The sequence below is a fragment of the Pseudomonas sp. W2Oct36 genome (assembly GCF_041060465.1).
Lineage (GTDB): Bacteria > Pseudomonadota > Gammaproteobacteria > Pseudomonadales > Pseudomonadaceae > Aquipseudomonas > Aquipseudomonas graminis_B.
The window spans coordinates 97,405-118,928 of sequence record NZ_JAUERW010000017.1; the positions used below are offsets into that span (position 1 = coordinate 97,405).

General features: G+C 60.3%; 23 protein-coding genes. 10 read left to right on the plus strand and 13 right to left on the minus strand.

All coding sequences use genetic code 11. The annotated features are described in order from the left end of the window. Nucleotides 1–113 precede the first annotated feature (113 nt). Nucleotides 114–434 (plus strand): YqjD family protein, encoded by a 321-nt coding sequence (locus QWI18_RS20115; protein WP_369319683.1) that lies wholly within the window; start codon nucleotides 114–116, stop codon nucleotides 432–434. 73 nt (nucleotides 435–507) lie between these two features. On the opposite strand, the gene QWI18_RS20120 is transcribed toward QWI18_RS20115, so the two are convergent. Beyond that, complete coding sequence (locus tag QWI18_RS20120; RefSeq protein ID WP_065988558.1) at nucleotides 508–861, minus strand: SPOR domain-containing protein; 354 nt, start codon at nucleotides 859–861, stop codon at nucleotides 508–510. A 404-nt stretch (nucleotides 862–1,265) separates the two neighbouring features. Between QWI18_RS20120 and QWI18_RS20125 the strand changes: the two genes are divergently transcribed. From QWI18_RS20125 to QWI18_RS20145, 5 genes are all read left to right on the plus strand, one after another. Continuing rightward, complete coding sequence (locus QWI18_RS20125; protein ID WP_192130503.1) at nucleotides 1,266–1,892, plus strand: paraquat-inducible protein A; 627 nt, start codon at nucleotides 1,266–1,268, stop codon at nucleotides 1,890–1,892. Then, the gene (locus QWI18_RS20130) at nucleotides 1,889–2,506 is read left to right on the plus strand and encodes a paraquat-inducible protein A (protein WP_065988559.1); all 618 of its coding nucleotides are present in this window, start codon (nucleotides 1,889–1,891) and stop codon (nucleotides 2,504–2,506) included. Before QWI18_RS20125 ends, QWI18_RS20130 begins: the two co-directional genes overlap by 4 nt. After that, the gene (locus tag QWI18_RS20135) at nucleotides 2,496–4,172 is read left to right on the plus strand and encodes an intermembrane transport protein PqiB (protein WP_369319684.1); all 1,677 of its coding nucleotides are present in this window, start codon (nucleotides 2,496–2,498) and stop codon (nucleotides 4,170–4,172) included. The genes QWI18_RS20130 and QWI18_RS20135 overlap by 11 nt, the downstream gene beginning before the upstream one ends. Next, nucleotides 4,169–4,792 (plus strand): membrane integrity-associated transporter subunit PqiC, encoded by a 624-nt coding sequence (locus QWI18_RS20140; RefSeq protein WP_369319685.1) that lies wholly within the window; start codon nucleotides 4,169–4,171, stop codon nucleotides 4,790–4,792. Before QWI18_RS20135 ends, QWI18_RS20140 begins: the two co-directional genes overlap by 4 nt. Before the next feature lie 320 nt (nucleotides 4,793–5,112). Beyond that, nucleotides 5,113–5,583, plus strand: a complete 471-nt coding sequence (locus tag QWI18_RS20145) for a helix-turn-helix domain-containing protein (RefSeq protein ID WP_369319686.1) — start codon at nucleotides 5,113–5,115, stop codon at nucleotides 5,581–5,583. 72 nt (nucleotides 5,584–5,655) lie between these two features. Here the strand turns inward: QWI18_RS20145 and araH are convergent, their stop codons facing one another. The 5 genes from araH to QWI18_RS20170 form a co-directional block, all read right to left on the minus strand. Then, the gene (gene araH, locus QWI18_RS20150; protein WP_065988753.1) at nucleotides 5,656–6,621 is read right to left on the minus strand and encodes an L-arabinose ABC transporter permease AraH; all 966 of its coding nucleotides are present in this window, start codon (nucleotides 6,619–6,621) and stop codon (nucleotides 5,656–5,658) included. A 45-nt stretch (nucleotides 6,622–6,666) separates the two neighbouring features. Next, on the minus strand, nucleotides 6,667–8,196 hold the full coding sequence (gene araG, locus QWI18_RS20155; protein WP_369319687.1) for an L-arabinose ABC transporter ATP-binding protein AraG: 1,530 nt from the start codon (nucleotides 8,194–8,196) through the stop codon (nucleotides 6,667–6,669). 93 nt (nucleotides 8,197–8,289) lie between these two features. Further along, on the minus strand, nucleotides 8,290–9,300 hold the full coding sequence (locus QWI18_RS20160; protein ID WP_369319688.1) for a substrate-binding domain-containing protein: 1,011 nt from the start codon (nucleotides 9,298–9,300) through the stop codon (nucleotides 8,290–8,292). A gap of 164 nt (nucleotides 9,301–9,464) precedes the next feature. Further along, complete coding sequence (locus QWI18_RS20165) at nucleotides 9,465–10,343, minus strand: SMP-30/gluconolactonase/LRE family protein (protein ID WP_369319689.1); 879 nt, start codon at nucleotides 10,341–10,343, stop codon at nucleotides 9,465–9,467. 76 nt (nucleotides 10,344–10,419) lie between these two features. Next, nucleotides 10,420–11,130: a FadR/GntR family transcriptional regulator gene (locus QWI18_RS20170; protein WP_192130186.1), complete on the minus strand. Its 711-nt coding sequence runs from the start codon at nucleotides 11,128–11,130 to the stop codon at nucleotides 10,420–10,422. Between the two features lie 359 nt (nucleotides 11,131–11,489). On the opposite strand from QWI18_RS20170, the gene QWI18_RS20175 reads away from it, so the two are divergent. Both QWI18_RS20175 and QWI18_RS20180 read left to right on the plus strand, forming a co-directional pair. Further along, the gene (locus tag QWI18_RS20175) at nucleotides 11,490–12,632 is read left to right on the plus strand and encodes an aldose epimerase family protein (protein ID WP_369319690.1); all 1,143 of its coding nucleotides are present in this window, start codon (nucleotides 11,490–11,492) and stop codon (nucleotides 12,630–12,632) included. 260 nt (nucleotides 12,633–12,892) lie between these two features. Further along, a complete protein-coding gene (locus QWI18_RS20180; protein WP_037011182.1) occupies nucleotides 12,893–13,117 on the plus strand; it encodes a DUF6555 family protein in 225 nt (74 codons plus the stop codon). Nucleotides 13,118–13,507: 390 nt separating this feature from the next. Here QWI18_RS20180 and QWI18_RS20185 read toward each other — a convergent pair whose 3' ends face one another. The 3 genes from QWI18_RS20185 to QWI18_RS20195 all read right to left on the minus strand — a co-directional run bounded on the left by QWI18_RS20185 (nucleotide 13,508) and on the right by QWI18_RS20195 (nucleotide 16,076). Then, on the minus strand, nucleotides 13,508–14,248 hold the full coding sequence (locus QWI18_RS20185; RefSeq protein ID WP_369319691.1) for an S-methyl-5'-thioinosine phosphorylase: 741 nt from the start codon (nucleotides 14,246–14,248) through the stop codon (nucleotides 13,508–13,510). A gap of 10 nt (nucleotides 14,249–14,258) precedes the next feature. Next, nucleotides 14,259–15,260, minus strand: a complete 1,002-nt coding sequence (gene nagZ, locus QWI18_RS20190) for a beta-N-acetylhexosaminidase (RefSeq protein WP_369319702.1) — start codon at nucleotides 15,258–15,260, stop codon at nucleotides 14,259–14,261. Between the two features lie 105 nt (nucleotides 15,261–15,365). Next, a complete protein-coding gene (locus QWI18_RS20195; protein WP_369319692.1) occupies nucleotides 15,366–16,076 on the minus strand; it encodes a TetR family transcriptional regulator in 711 nt (236 codons plus the stop codon). Nucleotides 16,077–16,304: 228 nt separating this feature from the next. Here QWI18_RS20195 and lexA point away from each other — a divergent pair, with 228 nt between their 5' ends. Beyond that, nucleotides 16,305–16,913, plus strand: coding sequence for a transcriptional repressor LexA (gene lexA, locus QWI18_RS20200; RefSeq protein WP_065988571.1), 609 nt, complete (start codon nucleotides 16,305–16,307; stop codon nucleotides 16,911–16,913). An 11-nt stretch (nucleotides 16,914–16,924) separates the two neighbouring features. After that, entirely contained in the window at nucleotides 16,925–17,428 is a 504-nt protein-coding gene (gene sulA / locus QWI18_RS20205; RefSeq protein ID WP_065988572.1) for an SOS-induced cell division inhibitor SulA, read from the plus strand. A 98-nt stretch (nucleotides 17,429–17,526) separates the two neighbouring features. Here the strand turns inward: sulA and QWI18_RS20210 are convergent, their stop codons facing one another. From QWI18_RS20210 to QWI18_RS20225, 4 genes are all read right to left on the minus strand, one after another. Beyond that, on the minus strand, nucleotides 17,527–17,763 hold the full coding sequence (locus tag QWI18_RS20210; protein WP_065988573.1) for a hypothetical protein: 237 nt from the start codon (nucleotides 17,761–17,763) through the stop codon (nucleotides 17,527–17,529). Between the two features lie 75 nt (nucleotides 17,764–17,838). Beyond that, nucleotides 17,839–18,360 carry a DUF6586 family protein gene (locus QWI18_RS20215; protein WP_369319693.1) on the minus strand — a complete coding sequence of 174 codons (522 nt, stop codon included), beginning with the start codon at nucleotides 18,358–18,360 and terminating at the stop codon, nucleotides 17,839–17,841. A 149-nt stretch (nucleotides 18,361–18,509) separates the two neighbouring features. Then, entirely contained in the window at nucleotides 18,510–21,113 is a 2,604-nt protein-coding gene (gene topA / locus QWI18_RS20220; RefSeq protein WP_369319694.1) for a type I DNA topoisomerase, read from the minus strand. Between the two features lie 109 nt (nucleotides 21,114–21,222). After that, nucleotides 21,223–21,459, minus strand: a complete 237-nt coding sequence (locus QWI18_RS20225; RefSeq protein ID WP_065988576.1) for a DUF1653 domain-containing protein — start codon at nucleotides 21,457–21,459, stop codon at nucleotides 21,223–21,225. Nucleotides 21,460–21,524: the final 65 nt, after the last annotated feature.

The window sequence follows — 21,524 nt, forward strand, 5'->3', positions numbered from 1 at the left end:
GAATCCCGACCCCATTCGTTGTACTTTTTGGTCGCTGGCAGAATTGGGCTGCAACTTTTGGGGCGCTCAAAACTCCATTGCACACTGCTATAACCACTGAAAGGAAATTTGCCATGGCTCGTAAAACTGCTGCTCAGAACGCCGCTGTCGAACAGATCAAGGATCAAGCGTTCAGCGAACTGGCCGCCCTCATTGAAGAGTCCGATAAACTGCTCAAGGACAGCGCCTCGCTGGTTGGCGAAGAAGCCGACACCGTGCGCGCCCAATTGAGCCAGAAGCTCAAGCAGGCCATCGAATCGGTGGGCAGCGTGCGCGAACGCGCCAAGCCAGCCGTTGATGCCACCGAAAACTACATCGGCGGTCACCCATGGCAGACCGTGGCGATCTCGGCAGGCTTCGGTCTGGTGGTGGGTCTGCTGCTGGGCCGTCGTTGATGAGCGACGTCTGATTCTGTAGCCAGATTCGCTTTGGCCGGTGGCATCGCCTGATGCCACCGGCTTTACATCCTCAAGATCGAGGCGAGATCACTTCCAGCTGTGACAGGCGGTGGCCTTTGACCATCGCGGCATCGATCTCTGTCTTGGCCTTCTCGGCGTCTGCCTGAGACTCGAACGGCCCGATCATCACCACTTCCCTGCCATCGACCTTCACCACATAAGACGGGTAATGGTGCTCGACCAGCCAATAGGTCATGTCGCTCAGCGCTTCTTTCAAATGGACACGAATGGTCCATTGCGGCGAAGCCGGCGTCGGCGCTTCCGCGGTCGAATCAGTGCTCGGAACCTGGGCGGGCGTTGCGGGCTTGCCGCCATCACAACCCGCCAGCATCAACACCGCCACCATCATTGCCATCTTGCGCACGTCTGTCGCTCCTCGTTTGAAGTGGCGGGAGTCTACCACCGCAGGCGAGTGCGAGTTTAACGTCCAGCCGGTACACTGCTCGGCGACCGCCCTGAACGGGTCTTCAACCCTCACCGGTGACCGAGCCCCTGGAAGATTGCTGCCGGGCCCACAAATAACCGAACGCGATGATGGCACTGTGGTCAATCTCTCAAGTCTTTTCGCAGGCGCACCTTGATGACGTTCATTTCCGATAATGCCAGCCTGCGCCTCACCGACTGGGTATGGCTGCCCGCCCGCCCCACAGGCGCGCAATCGACAACAGCCGATCTATCGCGAACACGCCCATGAATTCCGCGACGCCCACGCCGATGACTGACATTTCTCACCGCCAGGCTCATGCCCCCCAGCAGCCGACCGCGCCAATGATCGCCGAGCCCCATAGCCACGGTGATCAGTGGATCATTTGCGAGCACTGCGACTCGGTCTATGAGTCCATGCCCCTGAACAAGGGCGAGGCAGCCTATTGCCTGCGCTGCGCCGCGATCCTGCGTCGCAGCCACCGGCTGACCCTCGAACAACTGCTTGCCCTGAGCATTGCGGCCTGCATTCTGTTCATCTTCGCCAACGTATTCCCGGTCATCACCATCAGCATGCAGGGCCTGCACAACGAGGTAACGCTGTGGGGTTCGGTTCAGGCGCTGGCACAGGGGCAGATCACGCTGATCGCGCTGGTCGCCGGGCTGGCCATCATTCTTGCCCCGGCACTGCAGATCGCCTTGTTGTTCTGGGTGCTGGCCCATGCCCATCGCGGCGAAATCGCCCCCGGCTTCAAAATGTGCATGCGCACCCTCGAACACCTGCGGCCCTGGAGCATGTTGGAGGTGTGCCTGCTGGGGATTCTGGTGGCCATCGTCAAACTGGCGGGCATGCTCGATGTGCACGCAGGCGTCGGCCTGTGGGCCATGGCGATGCTGATGGTGCTGATCCTGCTGATCGCCGGCAAGGACATCCGCCGCCTGTGGGATGAACTGGGAGTCGAACCTGAATGAACGGCATTCCCTACGCTCGGGAGTACAAGATCACCCTGTGCCACGTGTGCAGTTACGTCTGTGCGGAAGAGGCCCATGAATGCCCGCGCTGCAACTCGCCCGTGCATCGGCGCAAGCCCAACAGCCTGACGCGCACCTGGGCCTTTCTGATCGCCGGTCTGATCTTCTATATCCCGGCCAATCTGTTGCCGGTGATGTACACGACGATGCTGGGCAGCAGCAGCGAGAACACCATCATGAGCGGGGTGATCGAGTTCGCCGAAAGCGGCTCGTGGGACATCGCCATTCTGATTTTCATCGCCAGCGTGGTCGTGCCCTGTATCAAGTTTCTGGTACTGGGGCTGATGCTGGTGACCTGCCAGCGCCGCAGCACCTGGGCGATGCGCGAACGTTCGCGGCTGTTTCGTTTCATTGAGTTGATCGGCTACTGGTCCATGCTTGATGTGCTGGTGGTCGCGCTGGTGGCAGCCCTGGTTCAGTTTCGCGGGCTCAGCACCATCGAGCCGCGCCTTGGCATTCTGTTTTTTGGTTTGGTGGTGGTGATGACCATGCTTGCCGCCATGACGTTCGATCCCCGGCTAATCTGGGACGCAGAGGTTGAAGATGTCCGATAACACCCTACCCCCCTCCCCGCCGACTCGACCGCAAGTCAAAGCGCGCAAGATGCGCGTTTCGCTGGTCTGGCTGGTGCCGATCGTCGCGGCCCTGATCGGCCTGTCGATGGTGGTTCATGACTTCCTCAACGTCGGCCCCAAAGTGGTGGTGAGCTTTCTCACGGCAGAGGGCCTGGAAGCCAAGAAGACTCAGGTCAAGTACAAGAACGTAGTCATCGGCGTCGTCACCGACATCGAACTCAGCGATGACCGCACCCACGTGCTGGCGAGCATCGACCTGAACCAGTCGGCCGCGCCGTTCACCCGCGCCGATACGCAGTACTGGGTGGTGCGTCCGCGCATTGGTGCCCACGGCGTCACCGGTGTCGACACGCTGTTGTCGGGGGCTTTCATCGGCGCCGACGCCGGCAGCTCGGAAGAAACCAAAAAAGACTTCACCGGTCTGGAAACCCCGCCCGCCGTGACCTTCGGTGAGAAAGGCAAACGCTTCATTCTGCACACCGACGACCTCGGCTCGCTGGACATCGGCTCGCCGGTGTACTTCCGCCGCATCCAGGTGGGCCAGGTCGTGGCCTACGAACTGGCGAAGGACGGCAAGGGCGTCGACGTCGAAATCTTCGTCGGCGCGCCCAATGATCAATTCGTGCTCACCGACTCGCGCTTCTGGAACGCCAGCGGCGTGGACGTGACCCTCGGCGCCTCGGGCCTTAAAGTATCGACCCAGTCCATGGCGTCGATCCTCTCCGGCGGTATCGCCTTCCGCGAACCCAAATACAGCCCCGATGCCAAGCCAGCCGACGGCAACGCCGAATTCAAACTGTTCGAAGATCAGACCACGGCACTGGCGCCGCCCGATGGCGAACCCAAATACATCCGCATGCGCTTCAACCAGTCGCTGCGCGGCCTGGTGGTCAATGCGCCGGTGGATTTCCTTGGCGTCAATATCGGCCGTGTGGTGTCGGTGGACCTCGACTATGACGCTGCCACGGGCACATTCCCCGGCATCGTCGGTGCAGTCATTTATCCCCAGCGCCTCGGTGCGGCCAATGACAAGCTCAAAGAGCAGGCAGGCGCTGGCGATGACGAAGAGCAGACCTCAAGGATTCTCGGGAAGTTCGTCGAACGCGGGCTGCGGGCGCAAGTGCGTACCGGCAACCTGTTGACCGGCCAGCTGTACGTCGCGATGGATTTCGATCCCAAGGCGGCGAAGATTTCCTACAACGCCAAGGCGCGGCCGCTGGAGATCCCGACGGTGCCCGGCAGCTTCGACAAACTGCAGGAGCAGTTGCAGGCGTTCGTCGACAAACTGGGCAAGATCCCCCTCGACGACCTGGCGAAGAACCTCAACGGCAGCCTGATCGAACTTCAGAAAACCATGAAGCAGGTCAACAGCGATGTGTTGCCGCAGATGCGCGGCGCGTTGCAGCAAGCGCAGAAAACCCTGGGCACGGCCAACGAAGCGTTGTCGGACGACTCGCCTGCCCGTCAGCAACTGGGTCAGGCCATGGACGAAGTCCAGCGCACGGCCCGCTCGGTCCGTGTGTTGACCGATTTCCTCAGCCGTCACCCTGAATCGCTGATTCGCGGTCGTACCGGCGATGCGGCGCCCGGCTCGTACAAAGGATCATCCTCTTCCCGTGAAATTGCTCCGGAGCCTGCTCAATGACCTTGCGTAACTCGTTCCTCGCCTTGGCCTGCGTGCTGGGTGTGACGGCCTGCTCCTCCATGCCGACCCACTATTACACGCTGATCGCGCCGGCCACTCCGACGCCTGCAAATGTGGGTCAGACGCCGTTCCAGTTTGAAATGCAGGCGGTGCTCATGGCGGTTCAGGTCGATCAGCCGCCGCTGGTCATCCGCCAGGGCAACGGCAGCCTGGCGATTTTGGAGAATGAGCGTTGGGGCGCCCCATTGGGCGATGAGTTCCATGACGCCCTGACCGGGCAACTGGAGCGCCGCTTCGGCTCACGGGACTTGGCGGGCTTGCCCAAACAACGTGATCAGCCGGTGCTGTCGGTCCGGACCGACGTACGTCGCTTTGAATCGGTGCTGGATCAATATGCGCTGATCGATGTCGTCTGGAACCTGAGCCTGCGAGGCATCGGGGCCGAGCCCGGTACCCAGCGGCAAACCCTCACCTGCAGCAGCGTCATCAGGCAACCGGCGGGCATCGGCATGGAAAATCTGGTCATCGCGCACCAGAAAGCCGTGTCAACGCTGGCCGACACCATCGCCCGCACCGCCACGCAATGGGCGCGTCAACCCGACGCCCACTGCCCTTCCTGAGAGCATCGACGCCGGGGCTGCAGAGGCCCCGGCTGTTTACCGCCCTTCGCTCCCTCGCACCCCCGCTCAGAACGCTGAACAGTCCAAATAAAAGCACTTCATTCGGGCAGTTATCGTACAACTGTTTGAGAAAACTCCTACAAACCGGTATGTTTGGATCCACATTCCAACCAGATGGTTGTATTGTCTGCCCGGCATGAGTTGGTTAAACCTCTTCAACCGCACCCGTTTGCGTTGATCTGCTCACTCTCGCGCCGAGTCGATTCATGAATTCGCAATCAGCTGCTTAACGTCAGGGATCGTCAAATGGAGTTGATCACATGAATGGCATAGGCCTGAGACTCAGGCAGGAACGCACCAGACTGAAGCTGTCACAGAGCGCATTGGGAGCGATCGGTGGCGTCGAGACGAACGCTCAGGGCAATTACGAGAACGGCACTCGATCACCCAAGGCCGATTATCTGCTTCGCATTGCGCAAGCCGGTGTCGACCTCAACTACGTCCTGAGCGGCAACCGATCTTCTGCGGACGCCATGAATATGGCGGCTGTGATTGATCCTGAGGGGAAGCCGGACGTCTACCCGCATCTGACCAAAGTCACCCACCAGCTGCACCGTAACCTCTATGGCCTCATCGACGCCTCGTTGCAACTGACGCAACTCATCGAGGTGCGCAATCACGACGCCCGGTTCAACGAGGCCAAAGTGCAGCTGGAGACGATACGGGTTGAAGCGCAGTCGCTGGCCCAGGCGACGATGAAGTTGATCTTCGAGACTTCGAAGCTGGTGTAAGGCGGCTTGGTAGCAGGCTTGCGCTGTGTGGGAGGGCCTCTCCCCACACAGCGCACGCCTGAAAACTCCGAATCAGCGACGCTTCAACCGGTCGATGATCACCGCCAGGAGCAGGATCGTGCCGCGAATCACGTACTGGTAAAAGGTGTCGATGTTCTTCAGGTTCATGGCGTTCTCGATAATCGCCAGAATCAGCACCCCGGCGATGACATGACGAATCATGCCGATGCCGCCACTGAGGGAAACCCCGCCCAGTACGCACGCGGAAATCACCGTCAGCTCGAAACCCTGGCCGATCATTGGCTGACCTGAGGTCATGCGCGAGGCCAGCACCACACCGGCCAGCGCACCAATCAAACCGTGCACGGCGAAGATGATGATCTTGGTCCGGTCGACGTGAACGCCTGCGAGCAACGCCGCTTCCTGGTTGCCGCCGATGGCCAGGGTATTGCGGCCGTAGGTGGTGTAGTTCAGCAGCCAGCCGAAGAATATAAAGCAGACGATGGTGATCAGAATCGGCACCGGCACACCGAACAGCTGACCGTTACCGAACACGAAGAAGGCCTCGTCGCCCACGCCCACGGCTTTACCGTTGGAGAAGATATAGGCCAGCCCTCGCACAATCTGCATGGTCGCCAGGGTGGTGATCAGCGCGTTGATGCGCAGCTTGGCGATGACGATGCCGTTGATCAGCCCGACCAGCAAGCCCATGGCCAGCGCCGCCGATACGCCGAGAAACACGCTGTCGGTGTCGCGAATGACGATCCCGGCAATGACCCCGGAGCATGCCAGCACCGAACCGACCGACAGGTCGAAATGCCCGGACGCCAGGCAGTAGAGCATGGTGCAGGCGGCGATGCCGACCGTGGAGATCGCCAGGCCCAGGCCGCGCATGTTCAGCGGCGACATGAAGTTGTCGATCAGCAGCGCACAGAGCACAAAGATGCCCAGGGCGGCCATGAGCATGGCCCAGTCGTCGACGAATCGACGCAAGTTCATGCCTTGGCGGGGAGCCGTCAGGCTGGATTCGGTAGACATACGCACCTCGTTCTTATTTTTCATAGCCAGTTTTCATAGCCAGGTTCAACCGCGCGTACGCGGCAATGCCAGTTGCAGAAGACGCTGTTCATTAGCCTCTTCCCGGGACAATTCGCCGGTGATGGCGCCTTCACTCATGACCAGAATGCGATCGGAAATGCCCATCACCTCCATCAGGTCGCTGGAGACCACGATGACCGCGATGCCATCGGCAGCCAGGTTATGGATGATCTGATAGATCTCGGATTTCGCGCCGATGTCGATGCCGCGGGTGGGCTCGTCCAGCAGCAGCACCTTCATTGGCATCGACAGCCAGCGGCCCAGAATGGCCTTCTGCTGATTGCCACCCGACAGGAACAGCATCTGCTGCTCGGGGAAAGGCGTCTTGACGTTCATTGATTTGATCTGGTGCCGGGCGTTGTCCCGCTCCCAGCGCCCCTGGATCAGGCAACCCAGGCTGAGGTGCCGAGGCCGCGCGCCGATGTTGATGTTCTCGGCGACACTGGAGAGCGGCACGATGCCTTCTTTCTTGCGGTCTTCCGGACACAGCAGAATGCCGGCGTCGATGGCGTCACGGGGTGAACGCAGGTTCAGCGGCTTGCCTTCCAGCTGCAAGGTCCCGGCCTGACTGCGCGTCAGCCCCGACAACATGCGAAACATCTCGGTCCGACCGGCACCGACCAGCCCAAAGAAGCCGAGGATCTCGCCCTTCTCCACGGCAAAACTGGCGGGCTCCTGCAAGCCCGGGCCCATCAGGCCGGTCACCCGCAGGCTCGGCCCCTGGTGCTGACGCGGCCGATAGTTATAGATGTCCTGAATATCGCGCCCGACCATGCAGGTCACCAGGCGGTCATGGTCCAGATCGGCCATGTCCTCGAAGGTGCGCACGAAGCGGCCGTCTTTGAACACGGTGACGGCGTCGCAGACGCGGAAGATTTCTTCCATCCGGTGGGAAACGTAAAGAATGACCCGGCCTTCATCACGCAGCCGGGTGATGATCGCCATCAGACGATCGATCTCCCGCGCCGACAGGCTGCTGGTGGGTTCGTCGAACGCGATGACGTGGGCATTGCGCGACATGGCCTTGGCGATTTCCACCAGTTGCCGTTGACCCAGGGACAGATCACCCAGGCGCGTGTTCGGGTCGATCTCGTCGGCCAGGCCTTTGAGCAGTTCCCGCGCGCGGCGGACCATCGCCCGACGGTTGATCATGCCCCAGCGATTGGGCATGTGACCAAGCAGCAGGTTTTCCGCCACCGACATTTCCGGGACCAGATGCAGTTCCTGATGAATCACCGCCACGCCGGCCGCGATGCTGTCGGCAGTGGATTTAAACGCCAGGTGCTGATCGCCGATCTGCAGATCGCCGCTGTTGGGCTGGTACGAGCCGCCGAGAATCTTCAGCAGCGTCGATTTACCCGCGCCGTTCTCGCCCATCAGCGCGTGAACGCTGCCTGGCCGAGCTTCGAAATTGATGTCCGACAGCGCCTTCACGCCGGGGAAGGTTTTACCGATCCCGTTGAAGCGCAGGCTGCCGCCGTGCTGGATCTGTTGCTGAACCGATGCCTGTTGCATGAACCACCTCCACCCCGCCCCACCCTTGTCGGGTGGAGCGAGGCCTCGCAGATATCCGCCTGATTGCCAGGCGTCCCGACTCGACTGCCGCGCTTACTTGTACAAACCGAGCGGGGTCAGCACGTCCTTGAAGTTGCCGCGATGAATCAGGGTCACGTCATCCATGGCGGTGTATTTAGGCGGTTCTTTGCCGGTGGTGACCCACTCGTACACCATCAGCGCAGTGTTATAGCCCTCTTTGTCAGGGCTTGGCAGCATCGACCCGAAGAAGCCGCTTTCCTTCTTCTTCAGTTCATCGATGGCGTCAGTGCCATTGATACCGATGCCGATCACGTTGGCCGGTGCGAAACCTGCCCCCGCCGTGGCGCGCACGCCACCCAGAACGGTGTTGTCGTTCATGCCGCCGACAATGAGGTTTTTCGCCCCGCTTGGAAGCTTGGGCAGGGCAGCGCCGGTGGAATCCATGCTGCCCGGCACGTCGAGGGTCTTCTGTGGTGCGAAGAGGATGTGATCCTCAGGCAGACCGGCTTTCTTCAACGCATCCACCGAACCGTCGGTGCGTTTCTTGCCGGTGTCCAGCTCGTTGTAGGTGTTGATGATCGCGTAGGTTTCTTTCAAGTCCCACTTGCGATTCTTCGCTTCGTCGGCCATGGCCGCGCCCTGTTTCTGGCCGACTTCGAACGCGGCCATGCCCAGGTACGGCACGTCTTCCATGAACTTGCCTTTGGCATCGACGAAACGGTCATCGACGGCCATGACTTTCAAGCCGTTGGCCTTGGCTTTGGCGACGATGGACGGGCCGAGGGAAACATCAGGCGGGCAGATGACAAACCCTTTGGCGCCGTTGGCGGCGAGGCTGTCGATGGCAGAGAGGGTTTTTTCACCGTCGGGAACGGCGATTTTGATAACTTCGAAACCGTGTTCTTTACCGGCCTTTTCGGCGAATTGCCATTCGGTCTGGAACCAGGGCTCTTCAGCCTGCTTGACCAGAAAACCGATCTTGACCTTTTCGGCGTCAGCGGCGGATACACCGGCGCTCATGCCCAGAATGGCGGTGGCAACAGCAGCACAGCACAGGGAACGAATCCCGTGGCGACTCAACATAGCTAACTCCTTATTTTTATTGACTAGCTACAGCGTTCAGCAGTGAGTGTCGGGGCGGCATACAGCTGGAAACAGTGCAGGCCGCTCGACTGAAAACAGTCATATCATATTATCAATGAAGCCTATGTAACCGAGTGTCACACCCCTTGAGCACAGGGTTTGGATCATCCCGCGAAGCGGTGTGAGGCCATGCCCTTGACGCCGATTTCCATCTGAATCACAGACCCGTCCAGCTCCAGTGCGCCCTCCGCAGGCCGCGCGCTGGTCACAAATAAAGTGGTCATGTCGGGCCCGCCGAACACGCAGCTGGTCGGGTGACTGACCGGCAGTTCGACGATCCGGTCAACGCTGCCATCGGGGGCAAAGCGGATCAGGCAACCACCATCCCAGCGGGCGTTCCAGACAAACCCGTCTTCGTCCATCGCCGAGCCATCGGGTGCGCCGCGAGCATGCTCATGGGCCCAGACTTCCCGCTCACCGAGGGAATGATCATCGTTGATCGGGTAGCGATAGATCACGCCGTCCAGGGTGTCGGCGGTCAGCACCGCTGAACCGTTTTCCGGCCAGACCAGGGTGTTGACGATGCCCTGACCCTGGACCAAAGGAGCGACCGAGCCATCGCCGTCGACGCGGTAAAGCCCGCCCGAGCGACGCTCGATAGGCAAGTTGCCGCCCTGCTCGTCCAGGTTGTTCTGCATCGTCCCCAGCCACAGTCTGCCGTGCCGGTCGCAACGGGCTTCATTGGCACGGTTGCCCGGCACAGGGTCGGCTGCGCACAGCAGAGAAACAACGGGCTGATGGAACGGGGAATCAAGGTCGAGACGATGAACGCCGCTGGCGAGGGTGACCAGTGCATCACCTTGCGTGGTGGGGATGAAGGCCGAAACCGGCTCGCTGAATTGCCAGTGGGACAGCGTGCCTGCATGCAGGCGCAACGCACGGAAGCCGGCGATATCGACCCAGTACAACGCCTGCTGGGCATGATCCCAGAACGGCCCTTCGGCCAATTTGAAAAGCTGGTCACAGACCGGCAGCCACTTCATGAACAATTTCCTGCTTATTATTGTAGGTCCGTGAGCCACTCAAAAAGCTCACCTGTAGAACGTCAAACTGGCCTGTTCAGGACTCGCGCGCCAGCGGTTGTTCCCGTGAACGCGCAATCACTTCACCCGCGTTTTCAATCAGGCTCATGCAAGCCCAGACACCCCGCGCCGAATCCCGGTTGGCGATGGCATCCGCCAGATCCTTATGCAGCGGCAAGGTCCTGCCGAGCTCTCCGGGCACCCCCGACGACACTTCGAACGAGATCGCCAGCAAGGCGCCCAGTGCCGGCAACATCTGCTCGATGAACTGGTTATGACTCGCCGCCAGCACCGCTTCATGGAAACGTTGGTCCGCAGCGTTGTAATCACTCGGGTCCGCAACGCTGGCCGCAAGCCGCGCATAGGCCGCGTGAATCCCGGCAATCTGCTCCGGTGTCGCCCTTTCGCACGCCCAACGCACCGCCATCGGTTCTATGGCGCGCCTCAAATCCAGCAGGTCCAGCACAAAACTCTGGGGCAGGCCTTTGGCCGCCAACCAGCCCACCACTTGTGGGTCGAACAGATTCCAGCTGCGTACCGGCATGACCCGCGTACCCACTTTGGGCCCGACCTCCAGCAACCCTTTGGCCACCAGTGTTTTGATGGCTTCGCGAATCACCGTACGGCTGACCCCGAATTCTTCACCCAATGCCGCTTCAACCTTCAGCGACTGGCCCGGCGTTACATTGCCTTGAGCAATCCAGGCTCCCAGACGGTCTACCGTCGACGCGTGAAAACTGCTGCTCATTGATCCGCCCCTGTCTGCGTTGTGTTCCGCAAATCGAGGCTAATGATCATACGATTAGGAGTCAAACGCCTGTACAGACGGGCAATCCTGGGCTAGACCTTCCCGGGTCGTAACCGACACGGCCTTTCGCCAAATAGTATTACAATTTATTTTTAAAGCGAGTGCTTTTGATCTATAACTCGAAATATCAGGGCCGACCGGCTCAAATAGTATGACCAATCAGCCGTCGCTGCGCCTTCTTCGGTGGCGACGGGCTGCAGCATCCCGCGCAACAAGGGTGCTGCCCTGAGCGGTACCTGCGACAACGTCCACAGCAACATGCTCATAACTACCTCCCATAAGAAGAAAGGATCAACGCAATGAGAAAGACGCTCATACCTGCCCTAGGCCTGTCGCTGATGGCCGCCGCCCTGCAAGTGCACGCCGCCGGACTGACCACCGAACACGGTGCGTTCGGCAAACTCGCCGATGGCACCCCGGTCGAGAAATACACCCTGCGCAACAGCCAGGGCATGCAGGCGACCGTGATCACTTACGGCGGCACGCTGCAGTCGCTGCTGGTACCGGACAAGCACGGCAAGGCTGAAGACGTGGTCCTGGGCTTCGATGACGTGGACGGCTACGTCAAAGGCACCGCGTTTTTCGGCGCCACCATCGGCCGCTTCGGCAATCGCCTGGCCGGCGGCAAGTTCTCCCTGGATGGCAAGAGCTATCAGGTGCCGCTGAACGACAAGACCAATTCCCTGCATGGCGGCCCGAAAGGCTTCGACAAGCAGATCTGGAAGGCAGAAGAGGTCAAGGACAAAGGCTCGGTCGGGGTGAAGCTGACCTATGTCTCCGTCGATGGCGAGATGGGTTTCCCCGGGACGTTGAAAACCGAAGTCACCTACAGCCTGAACGACAAGAACGAGTTGCGCATTCAGTACCACGCCACAACTGACAAGCCGACCGTGCTCAACCTTACCAACCACAGCTACTTCAACCTGGCCGGCGCTGGCAACGGTGACATCCTCGACCAGGTGGCCGTGGTGCACGCAGCACGCTATACGCCGGTGAACGAGACGCTGATCCCGACGGGTGAGCTGGCGCCTGTGGCGGGCACACCGCTGGACTTCCTCAAGCCTGTCGCCTTCGGCAAGCGCATCCGTGAAGACAACGTGCAGCTCAAGTTCGCCGAAGCCACGCAGGGCGGCTACGACCACAACTGGGTGCTCGACACCAAGGGCAAGCTGTCGAATATGGCAGCGGACGTGGTCGATCCGAAGTCCGGTCGCCGTTTGCAGCTATTCACCACCGAGCCCGGCGTTCAGCTATACACGGGCAACTTCCTCGACGGCACCGTCAAAGGCAAAGGCGGCAAGATCTACCCGCACTGGGGCGCATTCACCCTGGAAACCCAGCACTACCCGGACTCGCCCAATCAGCCAGCCTTCCCTTCCACTCGCCTGGACCCGGGCAAGTCTTACACTCAGACCACTGTGTTCAAATTCCTGAACAAGTAACCATTTGAGTGTAAAAACGGTGCGGCAGGACGGCTTTCATCGTCGTCCCCGCCGCATCGCGTCCTGCTTCATGCCGCCATGGCGCCGCTGAAACCGCTCAACACCGGGGGTTTGCCATCCATTTGTGAGGGTGGCCGACGGTTCGCTCACCGTTCTGTACTAAAGCTAACCGTTTGGCTTAGAACGGTAATTTCGAGTGAATTTTCCCGGCGGTGACGACTCAGTTACAAAGAGAGTGACTGATAGGGAGGTTTGCAAGCGTGGCACAGTACAAGCATTTCAGAATCGATTATCTGCTGCACGGCAGTTACAAAAGCTTTTACATCAGCGCCGAAGCCATGGACAACGCATCGGCCTGGCACTGGGCCTCGGTGGATGCCGGGTTCGGTCAGATTCCAAAATACCGCTCGGACCGAGTCCCTAAAGTGACCAAGCCAAAAGCCGAGCAACTGGGTTTGACCGATGTTGAGTGGGCCGAGTCCTGATCAGCTGATCAGGACTTCTTACCCGCTAACCTGTTCGCTGAACCACCTGATTGCCCCCTACGGGAATCTGCCTTGGCAGGGCGTCATTGTCGTCGTCCTGCCGGGCATAACGTCGCCCCATCCCTCCCCCGCGTTAACCCGCTGAGTCCAGGCCTGATCCGAAGAGAATTCTGACGATTAACTCGCCCCATCGACGCCATTAGCAAACCTGATCATTAAACGACCATTGCAGCTAAAGCCTTGCAACTACAGGCTTACAGAAACTTATCCACAGAGATATTCACGCTTTCCGTGGACAACTTTTTCAACGAAATGGCGTTGACTTTATTGCCCTCTCCGGCCTAGCCAGCTTTCTAAAAAAAATCCTGTCCATCCCGACGACAGCCTGCTTCAGGCGGCGCTGAGCACCCTTGCCAGTGTGGCCTTGACCTTGCCAATCCCGTCGTGCAGCGCCTGCTCGATTTCCGCCATCGTAATGACCGCTGCCGACTTGCCGGCGGCCGGATTCACCACCAGCGCCAGGCAGGCGTATTCCAGTTCGAGCTCACGGGCCAGGGCCGCTTCCGGCATGCCGGTCATGCCGACGATGTCACAGCCGTCGCGCTCCAGACGCGCGATCTCGGCCACGGATTCCAGGCGCGGGCCCTGGGTGCAGGCGTACACGCCGAAGTCGCTATGGGCGCACCCTTCAGCGGCCAGTGCTGCAATCAGTCGAGCCCGCAGTGGCGCGCTGTAGGGGAAACTGAAATCGATGTGGGTCACGTGCTCCAGGTCATCGGCAAAGAACGTATGTTCGCGACCGCTGGTGTAGTCCACCAGATCATGGGGCACGCAGAAATGGCCGGTGCCCATGTCAGGGTGAATCCCGCCCACGGCGTTGACCGCCAGAATCGCCTCGGCCCCGGCCTGCTTCAGGGCCCAGATGTTGGCGCGGTAGTTGACCTTGTGCGGCGGAAAGCGGTGCGGGTGCCCGTGACGCGCCAGAAACATCACCTCGCGGCCGGCGTATTCGCCCAGATGGATATCGCCCGACGGCGCGCCGTACGGGGTATTCACTGACAGGGACTGACGAATCGTCAGCCCTTCGAGCTGGGTCAGGCCGGTGCCGCCGATAATCGCATAAACAGTCATGGGTTATTCCTTATTCGATCAATTGAGCTGCGCGCAGGGCGGTCAGCGCCGCCAGCCAGCGGGGGTGCTGCCGGTATTCGGTGGACGCCATGCCCTGGCCGCGCATCCGGTCAAGTCGCGCCGCAGGAGCCGAAACCTTCAAGCGCTGCGCCGCGCTCAACGCGAGCTCAGCCGCCGCCCGGTCGTTGCAGACCAATCCCATGTCACAGCCTGCAGTAAGCGCCGCCTCGATGCGGCTGGCAGCATCACCGACAACATGGGCGCCGGCCATCGACAGGTCATCGCTGAAGATCACGCCATCGAAGCCCAGCTCGCCACGCAGGATGTCCTGCAGCCAGCGGCGGGAAAAGCCCGCCGGTTGCGAATCGACCTGGGGATAGATCACGTGGGCAGGCATGACTGCGGCCAGGTGTTTGCTCAAGCGCTGAAAGGGCACCAGGTCATTGGCGCGGATGGTTTCCAGACTGCGCTCGTCATGGGGGATGGCCACGTGAGAGTCAGCCTCGGCCCAGCCATGCCCGGGAAAATGCTTGCCCGTGGCGGCCATGCCCGCCGCGTTCATGCCACGGATAAAAGCGCCCGCCAGCATGGCAGCCCGCTCGGGGTCGCCTTCGAACGACCGGGTGCCGACCACCGCACTGCGTTGATAGTCCAGATCCAGCACCGGCGCAAAGCTGAGGTCCAGCCCCACCGCCAGCACTTCGGTTGCCATCAGCCAGCCGCAATGCTCGGCGAGGCTGTCGGCATCCGGATGAGCGGCAATGGCGCGCATCGGCGGCAGTCGCACAAACCCCTGGCGCAGGCGCTGTACCCGTCCGCCCTCTTGATCGACAGCGAGCAGCAATTCGGGACGAATGGCACGAATGGACGCGCAGAGTTCACGGACCTGCCGTGGACTTTCGATGTTGCGCGCGAAAATGATCAGGCCGCCCACTTCGGGCTGACGCAGAAACTGACGGTCTTCGGAGGTCAGCCAGGTACCGGCGACATCCACCATCAGGGAGCCTTGCAGGCCAGAACTCATAGGAAGATCCTTCAACTACCAATGCTCAGGCCGGCATGGTGAGGGATCGAAGGATGTGATGCAAATTCCGCCACCGCCAGCCGGTAACGGGCCTCAGACCTTGGCAGACACCGGTGTAGGGGTTTTGGTCCGGGGGCGCAGTTGCGCGTTAAGCATGGCGTTGTCGGTGACGCCCGATTCGGCACGCATGCCGGCCGCCAGGAACGGCACCATGAGGCGCATGACCTGCTCGATGGACGTGTTGACGCCGAAATCGGTCTCGGCGATGGCCCGCAGTGCCTTGATACCGGACATGCTGAACGCGGCAGCGCCCAGCATGAAGTGGACCCGCCAGAACAGCTCGATGGGGGGAATGCGCGGTGCGGCCTCATTGACCAGTAGCATGTAACGACGGAACACCTTGCCGTACATGTCTTCGAGGTAACGACGCAAGTGGCCTTGGCTCTGACTGAACGCGAGGCCCAGCAGGCGCATGAAGATGGACAGGTCGTTGTTGCTGCGCGGCTGAACCACCAGCGCTTGTTCGACGAGGATTTCCAGCAACTCTTCAAGGGTGGGTTTGTGTTCAGGCTTGGCCTGACGGCGTTCCAGCTCGCGGTCGAGACTGACGCAGAACGGCCCGAGGAAGCGGGAGAATACCGCCTGGATGAGGGCCTTCTTTGAACCGAAGTGGTAGTTCACCGCTGCCAGATTGACTGACGCCTTGCTGGTGATGAGCCGCAACGAGGTTTCGGCAAAACCCTTCTCGGCAAACAGCTGCTCCGCTGCATCGAGAATTCGTTCAACTGTTTCCGACTGAGCCATGGTTCAACGCCTGACAAACACGTGTTTGAAACATACGTTTCATACACGGCACTGTCAACCCTGAGCGTCGCTTTCCGTCCGGTCAGTCACGGGCATTTAACCATACAAACCGGGGCCTGTAGCCATTCATGGCACGGGGTGATTACAGACGTCGCAAAAAGGATCATTGCCAAGACCCAAGCACTGTATATAATCCCAGTCACTGTATAAAAAGCCAGAGCGATGCACATGATCAAACTGACGTCACGCCAAGCCGAGATTCTGGACTTCATCAAGCGCTGCCTGGAAGACAACGGCTACCCGCCGACCCGCGCCGAGATCGCTCAGGAGCTGGGCTTCAAATCGCCCAACGCTGCCGAAGAGCACTTGAAAGCACTCGCGCGCAAAGGCGCCATCGAAATGACCCCGGGCGCTTCCCGCGGTATTCGCATTCCCGGCTTCGAAGCCAAACCCGATGACAGCGGCCTGCCGATCATTGGCCGCGTCGCAGCGGGTGCGCCGATCCTGGCCCAGCAACACATCGAAGAATCCCTCGCCATCAACCCGGCCTTCTTTCATCCGAGTGCAGATTACCTGCTGCGGGTACACGGGATGAGCATGAAAGACGTTGGCATTCTCGACGGCGACCTGCTGGCCGTCCACACCACCCGCGAAGCGCGCAACGGCCAGATCGTAGTGGCGCGAATCGGCGACGAAGTCACGGTCAAACGCTTCAAGCGTGAGGGCAACAAGGTCTGGCTGCTGGCCGAGAACGCCGACTTCGCACCGATCGAAGTGAATCTCAAAGATCAGGATCTTGTCATTGAAGGCTTGAGCGTCGGCGTGATACGTCGATAAGGAGAACGTAGATGCAGCTCCCACAGACACCGCAACAACATGCACAACTGCCACTGTTCGAAGCATTCATGGCGCCCGGCCTGCCCATGCTCGACGTCCCGCTGCTGCAGGTCCCGACGCTGGCAGAGATTGCAGAGTCGCCCTGGAGCAACGAGCCGGAAGTCTTCAGTGAACTGTCTTTGCGCGGCGCTGCCGGGAACTGCCTCAACTTGCTGGCGCCGATTCTGCGTGAGCTGAGCCAAGACACCAATGATCGCTGGCTGACGCTGGTGGCACCGCCTGCCAGTGTGACCCAGGCTTGGCTGCGTGACGCCGGTTTGAATCGGGAACGTATTATTCTGATGCACCCGCGAGGAACCCAGAGTGCGCTGGAACTGACCCGTGAAGTCTTGCGCCTGGGCCGCAGCCATACGGTGGTCAGCTGGATTAATCCGATCTCGGGCAATGCGCGCCAGCAACTGGCAAGCGCAGCACGTATCGGCGACGCGCAGAGCCTCAACATTCGGCTGGGCTGATCACGTCGGCAGCACTATTCAGGGTATTTAGAGCATGTAGGCGCTTCTTGAGGATCGAGAAGCGGGATAGCGTGTGAGCGACCGGCAGATTCCGAGGATCAATGCAGGACGCGCGGCCCGTCTTCATCCTTGGTCAACTCACCTTCGGCCAGCCGACCTGCCATCTGCACACCAACGCTGAGCATCGCCTTGGCGACTTCAACGTGTTGACCCTGCAAAAACGCCTTGGCGTCTTCGGAGAAATTCAGCGTGACGAGGGACCCTTCGTCTTCAGCGCGGCGCAGTTCGATGCGGCCGTCAGGCAGTTCAACAATTTCCAGAAACGAAGTTGGCATCAGAGCAGTTCTCCACGAAAGGCCGGCATTGTAACAGCCAGACGACTCAGCCCCTAGTCCATCGATCACTCCGTATCAGCACTCGCTCAGGCCTTCTCTGAACCGGATGGCCAGGCTTTTGATCTGCTGACGCCAGCTCTCCATCTCTTCCCGCGTCAATGGCTGCTCAGGCTCTTCTTCGGCGCCCACTGAAATGATCAAAGGCTGCGTGACATCGCCTTTCGGCTTGCGCGGCGCGCTGGGCGGCATAAACAGCGCACGGTACGAAGCCAGCAACTGCGCCAGCCACGTTTCGCGGTTGTGGGCGAGCTCGACCAATTCGCCCATTTCCGGAATGGCGATGGCTTCCAGTACCTTCGGTGACAGCAGGTCCTCGGCACGCGGCGTACTGGCCTGCGGCAGCCGGTAGTAGCCGGCGATTTCATGGCACAGCCCCAGCAACGCACCATACAAATGAAAGATCGCGGACTCACGCTCGGCCTGCTCAAGCCCTTGGGCGTTCATGGCGTGACTGTCTCTGGCCTTGGCCATCGCTTCCAGGGCAAGACCTGCAAAGAAAATCTTCTGATTGGTGCGGGTATAGAGTTCGTGAGCCATGACAGCGGCCTCTGTAGAGATGAGTGAATCGCAACGCGCCTGCGGCCGGTCAACCGCAGACAAAAAAATCCCTCGGAGCGCAAGAGCACGCCGAGGGATTCTTTTAACGCAAAGCGTCGGGGCTGACCAGTCGGATCGAGATCAAACGATCAACGCTTGTCCTCGACCTTCCACTTGCCGCCGTCGTAAAAAGCACGCCAGCCAGTAGGCTTGCCCTCCACTTCGGTCTGCACGTACTGCTCCTTGGATTTGCGGCTGTAGCGGATCACTGCCGGACGACCATCGGGGTCCTTCTTCGGCGCTTCGCACAAGAAGTGATACTTCGGATCGATCTCGTCCTTGTGCGGCGCAATTTCCATGACCAGGGGTGCACGGGTCTCGCGGTTTTTCGGGAACTGGCTGGCCGCCAGGAACAACCCGGAAGCACCGTCGCGCAGGATGTAGGTGTCGTCGACCTTGTCGCACTTGAGCTCCGGCATCTTAACCGGGTCCATCTTCGGCGGTGCGGCTTCACCGCTTCTCAGCAGCTTACGGGTGTTCTTGCAGTTGGTGCAGCCAAAGAACTTGCCGAAACGGCCGGTCTTGAGCTGCATTTCACCGCCGCACTTGTCGCACTCGACGCTCGGGCCTTCGTAGCCCTTGATGCGGTACGTGCCCTCTTCGATCTCGTAACCCGAGCAATCCGGGTTGTTGCCGCAGATGTGCAGCTTGTGCTTCTCATCCAGCAGATACGCATCCATCGCGGTGCTGCAGATCGGGCAGCGATGTTTGCCACGCAGTACGCGGGATTCGGACTCACCCTCATCGTCGTCGGCGATTTCGTCGCCCGGCGTGAGGTTGACCGTGGCCTTGCAGCGCTCTTTCGGCGGCAGGCTGTAGCCCGAGCAACCGAGGAACACGCCGGTGGACGCGGTACGAATCTGCATCGGGCGGCCGCAGACCTTGCACGGGATGTCAGTCATCACCGGCTGGTTGGCGCGCATGCCGCTGTCGGGTGCTTCGGCCACTTCGAGTTTCTTCTTGAAGTCACCGTAGAACTCGTCGAGGACGTTCTTCCAGTCCCGCTGCCCGTGGGCCACGTCGTCGAGGTTTTCTTCCATGCCGGCGGTGAAGCCGTAGTCCATCAGGTTCGAAAAGCTTTCGGACAAACGCTCGGTGACGATATCGCCCATCTTTTCGGAATAGAAACGACGGTTGTGCAGGGCCACGTAACCACGGTCCTGAATCGTCGAAATGATCGCCGCATAGGTCGATGGACGACCGATGCCGCGTTTTTCCATTTCCTTGACCAGGCTCGCTTCCGAGTAACGCGCAGGCGGCTTGGTGAAATGCTGGCTCGGGTCGAGCTTGATCAGCTTCAGCTTGTCGCCCTGGGCCATGTCCGGCAGTACGTCATCATCGCCCGGCTTGCTCATTTGCGGCAGCACGCGGGTGTAGCCGTCGAACTTCAGAATGCGGCCCTTGGCGCGCAGCTCGAAATCGCCGGCCGCGACGCTGACAGTGGTCGACAGGTATTGCGCAGGCGGCATCTGGCAGGCCACGAACTGGCGCCAGATCAGCTCGTACAGACGCTCGGCGTCGCGCTCCATGCCGGTCAGCTTGCTCGGGTGCGTGTTGACGTCGGAGGGACGAATCGCTTCGTGAGCCTCTTGCGCGCCTTCCTTGCTGCTGTAGACAATCGGCGATTCCGGCAGGTACTTCTTGCCGAACTCGGTTTCGATGTAGGTGCGGGCCATGGCCACAGCGTCAGCCGACAGGTTGGTCGAGTCCGTACGCATGTAGGTGATGTAACCGGCTTCGTACAGACGCTGGGCCATCATCATGGTTTTCTTCACGCCGTAGCCCAGGCGGTTGCTCGCAGCCTGTTGCAGCGTGGACGTGATGAAGGGCGCCGACGGCTTGCTGCTGGTCGGTTTGTCCTCACGCTTGCTGATGCTGTAGGCCGAGGCCTTGAGCTTCTCCAGCGCCGCCATGGCGGTCGCTTCATTCAGCGGCTTGAAGGCTTCGCCTTTCTCGCGAGCGACTTCGAAGCGAACGTTGGCGCCCTTGGCGGTGCCGAGGTCTGCGTGGATCTCCCAGTACTCTTCCGGGTTGAACGCACGGATTTCACGCTCGCGCTCCACCACCAGCTTCACTGCCACGGACTGCACACGGCCGGCCGACAGACCGCGAGCGATCTTCTGCCACAGCAGCGGCGACACCATGTAACCGACGACGCGGTCGAGGAAACGGCGTGCCTGCTGCGCATTCACGCGGTCGATATCGAGCTCGCCCGGCTTCGAGAAGGCTTCCTGAATGGCTTTTTTGGTGATCTCGTTGAAGACCACACGCTTGTAGCGCGAATCGTCGCCGCCGATGGCTTCGCGCAGGTGCCAGGCAATGGCTTCCCCTTCGCGGTCCAAGTCCGTCGCGAGATAGATGGTGTCGGCGTCTTTGGCCAGGCGGCGCAATTCGTCGATCACCTTCTCTTTGCCGGGAAGGATTTCGTACTTGGCCTTCCAGCCGTGATCCGGATCGACACCCATGCGCGCCACGAGCTGGCGCTTGGCCTTTTCCTTGGGCGACAGGACGGGCGCTTCGGCCACGGCCTTGCCGCGCTTGGCAGCAGGCTCTTTGGAGGCGCTAGCCGAACCGCTGGTGGGCAGGTCTCGGATATGGCCGATACTCGACTTCACCACGTACTGGTTGCCCAGGTACTTGTTGATGGTCTTGGCCTTAGCCGGGGATTCCACAATGACCAGCGATTTGCCCATGGATCGGAAAATTCCTAATGCGAGAAAAAAGACGTCAGAGCCGTCGAGGCCCCGCTATATATAGTGGCTGAAAGGTGAGGTCAAGCAATGGCTGCTGCGAGGTCCCGCCTCAGGGCCGGGGAAAAAGATCCGGTTCGGCCTGGACCAAAGCAAAGCGCGGCACTTGCTCGCCGTCAACCTCAACTGACTGCAGAAACATGCTCAAAGGGCGTACCCACAGGCCGTATTCGCCGTACAGCGCCTGATAGCACACCACTTCTTCTTCGGTCTCCGAATGCCGCGCGACACCGATAACACGGTATTCAGGGCCTTTGTAGTGACGGTAGAGACCTGGCTGTAGCGGCATGCGGGGGAACCTCGGGTGTGACAAGAAAAAAAATGGCGAAAATACATTTCCGGAAAAAAACAAAA

Coding starts and splice junctions, on each gene's coding strand:
- QWI18_RS20135 (WP_369319684.1), top strand. CDS start 2,496: ATGTCCGATAACACCCTACCCCCCTCCCCGCCGACTCGACCGCAAGTC.
- QWI18_RS20160 (WP_369319688.1), bottom strand. CDS start 9,300: ATGTTGAGTCGCCACGGGATTCGTTCCCTGTGCTGTGCTGCTGTTGCC.
- QWI18_RS20125 (WP_192130503.1), top strand. CDS start 1,266: ATGATCGCCGAGCCCCATAGCCACGGTGATCAGTGGATCATTTGCGAG.
- QWI18_RS20115 (WP_369319683.1), top strand. CDS start 114: ATGGCTCGTAAAACTGCTGCTCAGAACGCCGCTGTCGAACAGATCAAG.
- QWI18_RS20175 (WP_369319690.1), top strand. CDS start 11,490: ATGAGAAAGACGCTCATACCTGCCCTAGGCCTGTCGCTGATGGCCGCC.
- QWI18_RS20140 (WP_369319685.1), top strand. CDS start 4,169: ATGACCTTGCGTAACTCGTTCCTCGCCTTGGCCTGCGTGCTGGGTGTG.
- araG (WP_369319687.1), bottom strand. CDS start 8,196: ATGCAACAGGCATCGGTTCAGCAACAGATCCAGCACGGCGGCAGCCTG.
- araH (WP_065988753.1), bottom strand. CDS start 6,621: ATGTCTACCGAATCCAGCCTGACGGCTCCCCGCCAAGGCATGAACTTG.
- sulA (WP_065988572.1), top strand. CDS start 16,925: ATGCAGCTCCCACAGACACCGCAACAACATGCACAACTGCCACTGTTC.
- lexA (WP_065988571.1), top strand. CDS start 16,305: ATGATCAAACTGACGTCACGCCAAGCCGAGATTCTGGACTTCATCAAG.
- QWI18_RS20130 (WP_065988559.1), top strand. CDS start 1,889: ATGAACGGCATTCCCTACGCTCGGGAGTACAAGATCACCCTGTGCCAC.
- QWI18_RS20145 (WP_369319686.1), top strand. CDS start 5,113: ATGAATGGCATAGGCCTGAGACTCAGGCAGGAACGCACCAGACTGAAG.
- topA (WP_369319694.1), bottom strand. CDS start 21,113: ATGGGCAAATCGCTGGTCATTGTGGAATCCCCGGCTAAGGCCAAGACC.
- QWI18_RS20215 (WP_369319693.1), bottom strand. CDS start 18,360: ATGGCTCACGAACTCTATACCCGCACCAATCAGAAGATTTTCTTTGCA.
- QWI18_RS20165 (WP_369319689.1), bottom strand. CDS start 10,343: ATGAAGTGGCTGCCGGTCTGTGACCAGCTTTTCAAATTGGCCGAAGGG.
- QWI18_RS20185 (WP_369319691.1), bottom strand. CDS start 14,248: ATGACTGTTTATGCGATTATCGGCGGCACCGGCCTGACCCAGCTCGAA.
- QWI18_RS20170 (WP_192130186.1), bottom strand. CDS start 11,130: ATGAGCAGCAGTTTTCACGCGTCGACGGTAGACCGTCTGGGAGCCTGG.
- QWI18_RS20225 (WP_065988576.1), bottom strand. CDS start 21,459: ATGCCGCTACAGCCAGGTCTCTACCGTCACTACAAAGGCCCTGAATAC.
- QWI18_RS20210 (WP_065988573.1), bottom strand. CDS start 17,763: ATGCCAACTTCGTTTCTGGAAATTGTTGAACTGCCTGACGGCCGCATC.
- QWI18_RS20195 (WP_369319692.1), bottom strand. CDS start 16,076: ATGGCTCAGTCGGAAACAGTTGAACGAATTCTCGATGCAGCGGAGCAG.